The 11,590-nt window shown below is 63.5% G+C and carries 9 protein-coding genes; 7 read left to right on the top strand and 2 right to left on the bottom strand.

Features of this window, described 5'->3' with window-relative positions:
* The first annotated feature begins 68 nt into the window (after nt 1-68).
* The 7 genes from NKJ57_RS21835 (at nt 69) to NKJ57_RS21805 (ending at nt 9,388) form a co-directional block, all read left to right on the top strand.
* Nucleotides 69-1,502 carry a DHA2 family efflux MFS transporter permease subunit gene (locus tag NKJ57_RS21835; protein WP_027050679.1) on the top strand — a complete coding sequence of 478 codons (1,434 nt, stop codon included), beginning with the start codon at nt 69-71 and terminating at the stop codon, nt 1,500-1,502.
* A 272-nt stretch (nt 1,503-1,774) separates the two neighbouring features.
* Nucleotides 1,775-2,761, top strand: a complete 987-nt coding sequence (locus NKJ57_RS21830) for an ABC transporter permease (RefSeq protein WP_023753585.1) — start codon at nt 1,775-1,777, stop codon at nt 2,759-2,761.
* 60 nt (nt 2,762-2,821) lie between these two features.
* Complete coding sequence (locus tag NKJ57_RS21825) at nt 2,822-3,847, top strand: sugar ABC transporter substrate-binding protein (RefSeq protein ID WP_023668177.1); 1,026 nt, start codon at nt 2,822-2,824, stop codon at nt 3,845-3,847.
* Nucleotides 3,848-3,925: 78 nt separating this feature from the next.
* Complete coding sequence (locus tag NKJ57_RS21820) at nt 3,926-6,049, top strand: ABC transporter permease (protein ID WP_352512567.1); 2,124 nt, start codon at nt 3,926-3,928, stop codon at nt 6,047-6,049.
* Nucleotides 6,046-7,095 (top strand): NHL repeat-containing protein, encoded by a 1,050-nt coding sequence (locus NKJ57_RS21815; protein ID WP_352512568.1) that lies wholly within the window; start codon nt 6,046-6,048, stop codon nt 7,093-7,095. Before NKJ57_RS21820 ends, NKJ57_RS21815 begins: the two co-directional genes overlap by 4 nt.
* Nucleotides 7,095-8,591, top strand: a complete 1,497-nt coding sequence (locus NKJ57_RS21810) for a sugar ABC transporter ATP-binding protein (RefSeq protein ID WP_023668180.1) — start codon at nt 7,095-7,097, stop codon at nt 8,589-8,591. Before NKJ57_RS21815 ends, NKJ57_RS21810 begins: the two co-directional genes overlap by 1 nt.
* 389 nt (nt 8,592-8,980) lie before the next feature.
* Nucleotides 8,981-9,388, top strand: a complete 408-nt coding sequence (locus NKJ57_RS21805) for a carboxymuconolactone decarboxylase family protein (protein WP_352512569.1) — start codon at nt 8,981-8,983, stop codon at nt 9,386-9,388.
* Nucleotides 9,389-9,440: 52 nt separating this feature from the next.
* Here NKJ57_RS21805 and NKJ57_RS21800 read toward each other — a convergent pair whose 3' ends face one another.
* Nucleotides 9,441-10,328: an amidohydrolase family protein gene (locus NKJ57_RS21800; protein ID WP_352512572.1), complete on the bottom strand. Its 888-nt coding sequence runs from the start codon at nt 10,326-10,328 to the stop codon at nt 9,441-9,443.
* Nucleotides 10,328-11,464: a vWA domain-containing protein gene (locus NKJ57_RS21795; protein WP_352512570.1), complete on the bottom strand. Its 1,137-nt coding sequence runs from the start codon at nt 11,462-11,464 to the stop codon at nt 10,328-10,330. Before NKJ57_RS21795 ends, NKJ57_RS21800 begins: the two co-directional genes overlap by 1 nt.
* Nucleotides 11,465-11,590 lie beyond the last annotated feature (126 nt).

Raw genomic sequence — 11,590 nt, 5'->3', positions numbered from 1 at the left:
GCCGACACGGAAGTTTGTTGGATAAGCTCTGGACGGGGCCAGCCATATGCTGTTCAACGCGGTTCGCCATGACTGCCGTTCCCGACACCGAGGCCTCCGCCGTAACCGCCAGCAATGCGCGGCGCGTGGCGCTGATCGTCGCCATCGCGTTTTTCATGCAGCTGCTGGATTCGACGATCATCTCGACCTCGCTGCCGCAGATGGGACAATCCTTCGGCGTGCCGGCGGTGGCGATGAGCATCGGCATCACCGCCTATATGCTGACCATGGCAGTGTTCGTGCCGCTGTCGGGCTGGCTTGCCGACCGCTTCGGCGCGCGCAACATCTTCCTGCTGGCGATCGTACTGTTCACGCTGGCCTCGCTGGCCTGCGGCTTCTCGCAGAGCCTTACCCAGTTCGTCGCGGCCCGTGTCGTGCAAGGCCTTGGCAGCGCGCTGATGACGCCGGTCGGGCGCATTCTGGTGCTGCGCAATGCGTCGAAATCGGAGCTGCTCAACGCCACGGCGCTGATCACCTGGCCGGCGTTGTTTGCGCCCGTGGTCGGGCCGGTGCTTGGCGGCTTCATCACAACCTATCTCTCCTGGCACTGGAATTTCTTCATCAACACCCCGCTTGGGCTCGTCGGGCTGGCGCTGGTCGCGCGCTTCATTCCGGGCGACCGCGCGGCCGATCCCAAGCCGCTGGATTGGCCGGGGTTTTTCCTCACGTCGCTGGGGCTCGCGCTGCTGCTCTACGGCCTTGAGCGCATCGCACATCCGGAAGACGGCGCCTTGCCCGCCGTGCTGCTGGTTGCCGCCGGCATCGTCATCGGCTGGCTGGCGGTGCGGCATCTCCGGCGCGCGCCGCATCCGCTGCTCGATCTCAGCGCGTTCAGGGTGCAGACCTTCGCCATCTCGACGCTTGCCGCCGGCACCATTTTTCGCGTGGCGATCAACGCCACGCCGTTCCTTTTGCCGCTGCTGTTTCAGGTCGGCTTTGGCCTTTCGCCGGTCGATGCCGGCTTGATGATCCTGGCCTACTTCGTCGGCAATCTCGGCATGAAGACGGTGACGACGCCGACGCTGCGACGCTTTGGTTTTCGCACGGTCATGGTCGTCAACGGCCTGATCGCCTCGGCCTCGATCATGGCCTGCGCGGCGATCTCGCCCGAAACGCCGCAGGCGCTGGTAGTGATGCTGATGCTGATCGCCGGCCTGACGCGCTCGATGCAGTTCACGGCGCTGAATACTCTGGCCTTCGCCGACATCGATGCCGCGCAGCGCAACTCGGCGGCGACTTTGTCCTCCATGCTGCAGCAGATATCGATGCTGTTCGGCGTGGCGGTGGCGGCTGCCATCCTCAACCTGTCGCAGATCGTCAGGGACCGGCCGGCGCTCGACCTCGTCGATTTTCGCATCGCCTTCCTGGTCATCGGCGCCATCGGGCTGGTGGCGGCGTTGCGGTTCCTCGTGCTGCCGCCCGGTGCAGGCGCCGAAGTTTCAGGCCACATGACCAGGACCTGAATTCGCGATTTTCGCCGCTCAGGCGGCAATTAATTCCGCCTTGTGCTTTCGCCTCAGAACGGCACCTTCGCGCATACGCGCAATGACGCAACGGAATGCCAAAAGCGCAGCCTTTTCCTAGGATTGCGCCAGTTCTAGCAATCGGTGCGTCCACTGGAAGATTATCACTGCCAACGGGCGTTCCGAGCGCGGATTCATTTGACGAAGCGGCGCCGAGCCGATTAGCTTTCTTCGGAAGGGGTGGCAGAGCTGCCATCGGGGCGAATGCAGACATGAACACGATTGGCTGGCCACATTTCAGGAGCCTGAACCAGGAAGGCATTGTCTTTGCCATCGCCGTGGTGCTGTTCGTCGCCGCTGCCATTGGGCTGCCTGGTTTCATCGCTGCCAACAATCTCGTTGCCATCGTCCGCTCGGTGTCGGTGCTAGGCATTTTGGCGCTCGGCATGGCGGTCGTCATAATCGGCAGGGGCATCGACCTGTCGGCGGTGGCGATCATGGCGATGTCGGTCGCCTGGTATCTGCAATTGCTCAACGCCGGAACGCCTGATGGTCTCGCCTTCGCCTATGTGCTGGCAGGCGTGCTCGCCATCGGCCTGCTCAACGGTTTTCTCGTCGCTTATGCCGACGTGCCGGCGATCTTCGTGACGCTGGCGACCGGCTCCTTCGTCTTCGGCTATGTCCGCTCGCAACTGATCACGCAGGATGCGGTGCCGGTGCCTCAGGGCCATTGGGTGGAGCTGCTCGGCGGCCTGCGTTTCCTCGACATTCCGATCGAAGTGTTCGTCTTCGCCGGGCTCGCCTTCCTGTTCTTCCTGTTCCTGCGCTACACCAAATGGGGCCGCTACATCTATTTCGCCGGCGACAATCCGGTCGCCGCGCGCAACATCGGCATTCCGGTGCGGCCAATGCTGGTGCTGCGTTATGTGGTTTCGGCCTTTGTCGCGCTGATCGCCGGCCTGCTGACGGCGTCGAGCCTGCACTCGATCAACACCCGCGTCGTCAACTCGACGCTGCTCTATGACATCGTGCTGGTGGCGGTGATCGGCGGCATCGGCCTTTCCGGCGGGCGGGGCGGGGTGCGCAATGTGCTGGTGGGCGCTGCACTTATCGGCATCCTGTCGAACGCGATGACCATCATCGACATTCCGCTGCTCTATCAAAACCTGATCAAGGCGGCGATCCTGCTCGGAGCCATCATCGTCGACGGCATCATCAATCCGCGTGACGAACAGACCGCGCAGCAGGGCGACATCTAAGGGGTACCCGACCGGGTCATGCCGACCGGCCGGCAATAAGTGAAAAACAGAGGATGTGACATGAAACTGATCAGAACACTGATGGCCGCCGCCACGGCGCTGGCCGCTACCGCCTTCGTCGCGCCGACCTTCGCCGCCGACGATCCGGGCCCGGCCGCATACGCGCAGGCGCTCAAGGGCAAGCGCGTCATGCTGGTGCCGCTGGCGATGGGCTTCGACCTTGCGCAGGGCTGGTCGCACTATCTGAAGACGGAAGTCGAAGCCTGGGGCGGCACCTTCGAAACACGCGATCCGAACTGGGTCGTCGATGCCGGTGCACAGGCGATCACCGACGCGATCTCGTCCGACACAAGGCCGGACGTGTTGATCATCCATGCGCCGGACCTCAACTCCTATTCCAAGCTGATGAAGAAGGCGCAGGCCGCCGGCACCTACGTCATACTGGTCGACAATCCCGCCAACTTCCCGGCCGACGCCTTTGTCGGCAGTGACTGGGACCGGCTCGGCCAACTCGAGGCCGAAGCGGCGATCAAGGGCTGCGGCGAGAATTCGTCGAAGAAGATCGGCCTTGTGCAGGGTGATCAGGCCAACTCGTCCAGTCTCTACCAGTATGCCGGCATCATGAAGGTGCTGGAGAAGCACCCCGACTTCAAAGTCGTGGCCAAGCCCGACTCCAACTGGGATCCGACGACGTCGCGCAACGTGACGACGACAATGCTGCAGCAGAACCCGGACATCTGCTCTATCATCGACTTCTGGGATGGCGACGCCACCGGCGCATCCGCCGCCATCCGCGACGCCAAGCTCGACGGCAAGGTGTTTTTGGTCACCACCGGCGGCGGCGAAAAGGCGGCCGATTGCGACAAGCTGCAGGACGGCACCTATGGCGCCGTTGTCATGACAGACCTTGCCCGCCAGTCCGGCGACATGAACGCTATCATCAAGTTCCTGCTGCAGAGCGGCCAGCCGGCCGGCACGTCGCACACCTACATCTACACGCTGGAGAAGGCTACGACCAAAGCCGACCTCAAGCCCGACAGCTGCTGGGACCTGAAGGCGCTGCAGGCCGAAGCGGCGGCGAAGTAAGCCGCGCTTTTCGACTGAAATAAACGAGGTGACTGGACAATCCGGTCACCTCGTTCCCTCATGGAATAGCAGCCGCCGATGTCCTTTCGCGAACGCCTCCAGTCCTGGCGCTACAATCTCGTGCCCGACCATCTGGTCGGCGAGATCCTGACAAAACGCTGGACCGACAACGCCATTCCGTTCCTGGCGCTGGTGGCGACGCTCAGCGTGTTCGGCTCGATCATTCCCGGCTTCTTCAAGCTGACTTCGCTGCAGGAATCGACCCGCCAGCTCGGCGAGTTCTCGATGGTGGTCACCGGCATGACGGTGGTGATGCTGGGCGGCGGCATCGACCTGTCCGTCGGCTCGATCTTCGCGCTGTCCTGTTTCTCCGCCGTCTATGTCTTCTTCATTCTCGAACAGTCTATCTGGCTGGCGCTGGCGGCATCGCTCGCCACCGGCCTGATCTTCGGCGCCGTCAACGGCTACCTCGTCGGCTACCTCAGGCTGCGCGCCTTCCTCACCACCCTGGTGACGTTCATCTTCGGCCGGGCGCTGTTCGATATTCTCGTCACCACCTATGCCGCCGACGTGCAGCTTTCCCAGGCGACATCGGATGTGCTCGACTTCATCGGCGACAGCACCTTCTGGGGGCTTTCGGTCTCGGTGTGGCTGGCGATCATTCTTGCCATCGTCACCCATATCGCGCTGACGCGCTCACGGCCGGGCTGGCATGTGCTGGCGGTCGGCGGCTCCAGGCGCTCGGCGCACAATGCCGGCATTCGCGTGCGCCGCACCGTGTTCATGACCTATGTCTTTTCCGGCTTCTGCGCCTCGATCGGCGGCTTCCTGATCGCTTGCCGCCTGAGTGGGGCAGGGCCGGGCACCGGCCTCAACCTGGAGATCATGGCTCTGACGGCGGCGGTGGTCGGCGGCGTCAGCCTGGGTGGTGGCCGCGGCTCGGTCATCAAGGGGCTGATGGGCGCCATCATCGTGCTGACCATGACCAACGGGCTGATCCGGCTGGGCTATGGCACCGGCACCAACCAGATGGTGCTGGGCATCATGCTGGCGGTGGCGGTTACCATCGACATCCGTTGGCTGAAGAACCGCCACAAGGTGCTCAACGAGGTCTATGTCGCGCCGGTCTATCTCAAGATGGGCGAGACACAGTCTGCCGTGCCGGGATCAGGTACGCCCTACGCGCTCGACAACCGTCTGTCGGCCGCGGACCATATCGGGCTGGGCGAGTTGGAGGGGCCGGAAGACGTCATCCTTGACCGCGACGATCACCTCTATTGCGGCACGCGCCATGGCGAGATCGTCCGCTTCTTCGCGCCGGACTATATCAAATCGGAGGTGTTTGCCCATATCGGCGGCTTTCCGCTGGGCCTGACCTTCGACAAATCGGGCAATCTGATCAGCTGCGTCGGCGCCATGGGGCTCTATTCCGTCTCGCCGGATCGGGAAGTGAAGCGCCTGTCGGCGGAGACATCGCGCTCCTGGACATCGATCGTCGACGATGCGCGGCTGCGCGACCCGAACGACTGCGACATCGCGCCGGACGGTCGGATCTATTTTACCGACTCCACCAAGCGCTATGACGCCCACGATTGGGCGCTAGACTCGATCGAGAACCGCGCCACCGGCCGGCTGCTGGTCTATGACCCGAAGGACGGTTCGACGAAGACACTGCTCGACGGCTACCGCTACACCAACGGTGTGTGCATGGCGCACGACGGCAAGTCGCTGTTCTTCGCTGAGAGCTGGGCCTGCCGCGTGCATCGCTACTGGCTGGAAGGGCCGAAGGCGGGCGCCGCCGAATGCGTCATCCGCGACATGCCGGGCTATCCCGACAACATCAACCGCGCCTCCGACGGCAATTACTGGATGGCATGGCTCGGCATGCGCACGCCGAGCTTCGACCTGTCGCTGCGCCATCCCGATATGCGCAAGCGCATGACGCGCCGGCTGCCGCAGGACGAGTGGCTGTTCCCCAACATCAACACCGGCGGCGTGGTGAAATTCAACGACAAGGGCGGCATTATCGAGGCGATGGGCGACCTCACCGGCGGCGCGCATCCGATGGTCACCTCGATGCGCGAGCACAAGGGTTTCCTGTTCGTCGGCGGCATCCTTAACAACCGCATCGGCCGCTACAAGATTGCGGGCGCCGACCCGAACTGGACCAGTTCCGCTTCTTATTGGGGAGCGAAGCCATGATCCTCGATCCTGTGCTCGACCTGTTTCGTGGCAAGGCGGTGACCATCCCACCGCTCGACGGTGCCTTCCGGCCCAACACGCGGCTGGACGAGGCGCCAGTGTTCGCCGATTTGACGGAGCCCGACAATCTTCTGGTTGCCGATGGCCGGCTGCTCGTTTCCAGCGGCAATGCGGTATATTCGCTTGCCGCAGGGGTGGAGCCGAAGGTTGTCGGGACCTTTCTTTCCCCCATCACGGCGCTGGCTCTATCACTGTCGGGCGAACTGACGGTGGGGTTGGAAAGCGGCAAGCTGCTGGTTGCCGGCAAGGAGGTTTCGCTGCCGGCCGGCGTCAGCTGCATCACCGCGCTTGCCTATGCAGACGACGGCACGTTGTGGCTGGCCAATGGCTCGGCTGAGCACACGCCGTCGCAATGGGCCGCCGACCTGATGAAGAAGGGCGCGTCCGGTTCGCTTTGGAGGCGGGACGCGGCCGCCGCCGAGTTCCGCAAAGTGGCCGGCGATATCGCCTTTCCCTATGGGCTGCATCCCATTGGGCGGGATGTGCTGGTCAGCGAAAGCTGGCGCCATCAGCTCGTTCGCTTCGATGGTGCGACCGGTCGCCGCTCGACCGTGCTGACGCATCTGCCCGGCTATCCCGCGCGCCTCGCGCCGGCCGGCGATGGCGGCGCGTGGCTGGCTCTGTTCGCGCCACGCAACCGGCTGATCGAATTCGTTCTCCAGGAAACCCACTATCGGCGCGATATGCTAGACCAGGTGGCGCCGGCCTACTGGATCGCGCCGGCTTTGGCCTCCAATCGCAGCTTCCTCGAACCGCTGCAATGCGGCGGCATCCGCACCATGGGCATCCACAAGCCCTGGTCGCCGAGCCGCTCCTATGGGCTGGTGGTCAGGCTCGATCAAAACATGCAGCCGCAATTCAGCCTGCACAGCCGCGCCGACGGCACGCGCCATGGCATCTGCAGCGTGGCGGAAACGGACGGCCGCCTGTTCATCGCCTCCAGGGGCGGCGATTGCGTGCTGGCCATCGACGCAGGAGGTCTCTGATGGAACCGATCGTGCGCCTGGAAAATGTCACCAAGAACTATCGCGGCGTGCCCGCGGTCAGACAAGTCAGCTTCGAACTGCGCAAGGGCGAAATCCACGCGCTGCTCGGCGAGAATGGCGCCGGAAAATCGACGCTGACCAAGATCATTGCCGGCGTCGTCGACGCCACTTCCGGCAAGATGTTCCACAAAGGCGGCGAGATCGCCTACGCCTCGCCGCATGCGGCGCTCGAGGCCGGCATCGCCATGGTGTTCCAGGAGACCAGCCTGGTGCCGTCGATGACAGTGGCGCAGAACCTCTATCTCGGCACCGAAAAGTTTCTCAACCGGCTGCGCGGCACCTACATTTCGGCGCAACAGTTTTTGCAATCGCTGAACTTCCCGGTCGACCCGAACGCCATGGTGGCAACGCTCGGCGCGGCCAAGCGTCAGATGGTCGAGATCGCGCGCGCCGTTCACCACAATGCCGAGATCATCATCTTCGACGAGCCTACGGCGACGCTGACGCCGGAGGAGAAGCGGCACTTTTTCGCACTGATCCGGCGGCTGAAGGCGAACGGCGTCTCGATCGTCTTCATCAGCCATGCATTGGAAGAGGCGCTGATGATCGCCGACCGCATCACAATCCTGCGCGATGGCGAACTGGTGATCACCGACGACACATCGGCCTTCGACCGCGACAAGATCGTCGCCGCCATGGTCGGGCGTACGTTGTCGGGACAGATCTACCGCCAGCGCGACGAGGCCAGGCTGCGCAAGGCCGGCAAGAAGGTGCTGTCGGTGCAGGACATTTCGATGAGCAATGTCGTGCGCAACACCTCCTTCTCGATCTTTCAGGGACAGATCACCGGCGTGTTCGGGCTGATCGGCTCCGGCCGCACCGAGACCTTCAAGATCGTCTCCGGCATCTACAAGCGCGATTTTTTGCGCGGTGGCGCGATTGAACTCGACGACAGGCCGGTGCGCTATCTCGTGCCCAGTGAGGCGGTCGCCGACGGCATCGTCTATGTTACCGAGGACCGCAAGAGCGAGGGCATTTTCGAGACGATGGGCATCGCCGAGAACCTGTTCGGCGGGCTGCTGGCAGCGGGCCGCGAAAAGGCCTGGGTGATCAACCAGCAGGAGATGCGCACGCTTTCCGCTGAATGGACGAAGACGCTGAACATCAAGGCGATCAACGACAATGCCCGCGTGGTCGAGCTTTCCGGCGGCAACCAGCAAAAGGTGGTGATCGGCAAGGGGCTGGTGCAGCAGCCGCGTATCGTGATCTTCGACGAGCCGACGCGCGGCGTCGATGTCGGCGCCATCGCCGAGATCCACCAGATCATCAACCGGCTGGCCGATGAGGGGCTGGCCGTGGTCGTGATCTCGTCCTACCTGCCGGAAATCATGAACCTGTCGGACCGGATTCTGGTGTGCCGGCAGGGCCGCATCGTGGAGGAGTTCTCGCCGGCGGAGGCGACGGAGGAGAAGATCATGTATGCCGCGGTTCATTAGGGTGTTGAAGCAGGAAGCGAAAGGGGTGTGCTGCTGGGTTGAACAATGTGGAGATTAGCCGAGCCGTCCATCCCTTCGTCATCCACGGGCGGAGCAAGGAGCTGCGACGCAGCGCAGACCGGAGGATCCATGCCGGGACTCCTGAGCGTTTCTTCGGTCCAGAATTTTGCGCCGCTGCATCCCTCGCGCGAGGTCGCAGAATGGATCCTCGGGTCTCCGCGACGGCGCTTCGCGCCTGCTTCGCCCGTGGATGACGACGCTGAGATGCTTCGGCCAATCGCCATGGTTCTGTGTCATTCCGTATGACTGAATTGGAATAGCCGGTTAGCCGCCTTTTCTCGACATCTGATTCAACGACCTGATCCATCGATTCAACGAAAGGAAACACCATGGCTGCCACCAGACTCCTGACCGACGCCGAGGTCGAAAAAATCCCGGCCGTGAACGCGGTCTTCGACGACATCCGCGCGACGCGCAAATCGGATTTCGTCAACAATTTCTGGCGTGGGCTCGCCAACGATCCGGCCTTGCTGAAACGGACATGGGAACAGGTGAAGGTGGTGATGGCCACGGAGAGCGCCATCGACCCGCTGACCAAGGAAATGATCTATATCGCGGTGTCGACCGCCAATGGCTGCTCCTACTGCGTCCACTCGCATACGGCAGCTGCCCGCGCCAAAGGCATGACCGATGCGCAGCATGGCGAGATGGTGTCGATCATCGGGCTGGCCGGGCAGACCAACCATCTGGTGACTGCGATGCAGATTCCGGTCGATCCGCAGTTCGACTTAAAGTAGGCAGTCGCGCGCCTTGCCTCCTCCCCCTGCGGGGGAAGTGACGGCGCCCGCTCTACACCGGTCGGTACACTTTCTCCGCCGTGTTCCAGAAGATGTCCGCCTCGGCGGCCGCGCCATGCTTGCCCACCGCGGCGCGGTGCGCCTTGATCAGTTCGGCGTGGCTGGTCCAGAGTTTTTCGATCGGGAAGTTGGAGCCGAACATCAGGTGGTCAGCGCCCAGAATGTCCATTGCATTGTCGACGATGTAGGCAATCAACGCCGGATCGTTGCGGTGGACGAAGGTGCCGAGGCCCGACAGCTTGGCGTAGAAGTTCGGCGCTGTTGATAGAGTACGCAGGCCGGCTTTCCAGGCCTCGATCGTCTCAGCCTCCATGCCGGTCAGCATGCCGGCATGGGTGAGGATGAAGTTGGTCTGCGGGTTCTCGCCGACCAGCGTCAGCCCGTCCTTCATCTGGGCGGGGAAAAGCTGCAGGTCGAAGGACAGGCCATAGTCTTTAAGCCGCGCGACATTGGCCCGCACCTTGGGGTCGATGACCTGATCGGCCGAGGCAGCGAAGCGGAAGGCCGGCGTCTCGTGCCAGTGTAACTGCATGCGCACGCCGCGCAGCAGAGGGTACTTTTTCAATCGATCGATCTGGGGCCGGACATCGTCGACAGTCATATCGGTATAGCCGACGATAGCGTGCGGCCAGCCGGTCTCGTCGGCAGTCTTCTGCAGTAAGGCGACTTCTTTTTCGAAATCCTCCTTGGCCCAGTTGGTCTGGACATAGACGGCCTTCTCGACACCTGCGCCTTGCTGATCGGCGAGAAATTCCTCGATCGGATAGTCGCGGCGGATCGGCTCGTAGGGGCCGAAAATGCGCGGCACCATCGGCCCGACCAGCCAGGGCTGATCCTGCTGGCGCCAGATGTGGAAATGCGCGTCGATGGCTTTCTGCATCACGATACCCTTTTCCAGATTGCCGACGCCGCCGGGGCAGGGCGGGCGAGCGACAGGATGAAATCGGTGAGACTCCCGAGCGACGAGCCGTCGATGAGATCGTCGAGATCGGGCAAGATGGCGCGCAACGCCGCCGTTGCCGGCTGGAAGCGCGGATCGCCGGCCAAAGGTGTCGCCAGCGAAAGCCGGAAGGCGCGCGCGCTCAGTCGGCGTATCGCCGTTTCGAGATCGGCATGGTCGCCGCGCTCCAGCGCGTCCGACAGGATGATCACAGCGGCACCGCGCGCGAAGGCTGAGAAGCGCGGCACCGAGAGGAAGGCGAGCAGGGTCGGTCCCATGCGCGTGCCGCCGTCCCAGTCGTCTACGAGTGCCGCCGCTCGGGCGAGAGCCTGGTCGCGATCGCGGATACGCAGTGCGGACGTGATGCGGGTGAGCCGCGTGCCGAAGGTGAAGATTTCGGCACGGTCAGCACCTTGTACGGCGGCGTGCGCCAGTTTGAGATAATCCGACGTGTACAGCTTCATCGAGCCGGAAACATCGATCAGGATCAGCAGCTTGCGCGAAACGGTCTGGCGGCGGCGGAGCTGCGGCGAGGGGATATCGCCATCGGCGCTGACGATTTCCCTGAGCGAGCGGCGCAGGTCGAGCTTGCCGCGCGAATGGGTGCGCACGGTGCGGAAGGAGCGGCGCGCGGGCAGGGCTGAAGCGAGCTTGCGGCGGAAGGGCCCAAGGCCATCGTCGTCGCGGAGGAAATCGCGGCTGCTGAGCTGTTCGATTGCCGACGACAGCTCGCCGCCTTTCTCCTGGCGCGTGGTCTGTTTCTCCTCCTGGCGCGTGCCGCCATCGTCCTTGATGCGGGTTTCCTCGTCGTCTTCGCCTTCGACGGAGGGTTGGCCATCGCCATGGAAGTGATTGCGAAAATGCGCCTCGAATTCGCCGCGGCGATCGGGCGGGGGGGCAAGCGTTGCGAGCGCCGCCTCGCGGATGTCGGCCATCGAGCGGGGGCCGAGCAGGGTGACCGCCTGCATGAAGCTGGAGACCTGCTCGGGGGCGACGGCAAAGGCGTGGCGGCGCAGCAGCCGGGCGAAGTGGAGGAAGGGCGCGGAGGCGAGAGGAAGGGTTCCCTGACGCATCATTCCTTCGCGCCCCCCTCTGTCCTGCCAGCGTTGCAGAGTGCCCAGGTGAGGCCACCTCGCTATGAACGAGCTGTTGACCTCACACGTCACCCCAGCGCCTCCTCGACAATCTGGCCAAGCTCCGGC

Source organism: Mesorhizobium sp. M0077, assembly GCF_040322955.1.
GTDB lineage: Bacteria > Pseudomonadota > Alphaproteobacteria > Rhizobiales > Rhizobiaceae > Mesorhizobium.
The sequence above is the reverse complement of the archived record's forward strand: the minus strand, read 5'-3'. Positions and strand labels throughout refer to the sequence as shown.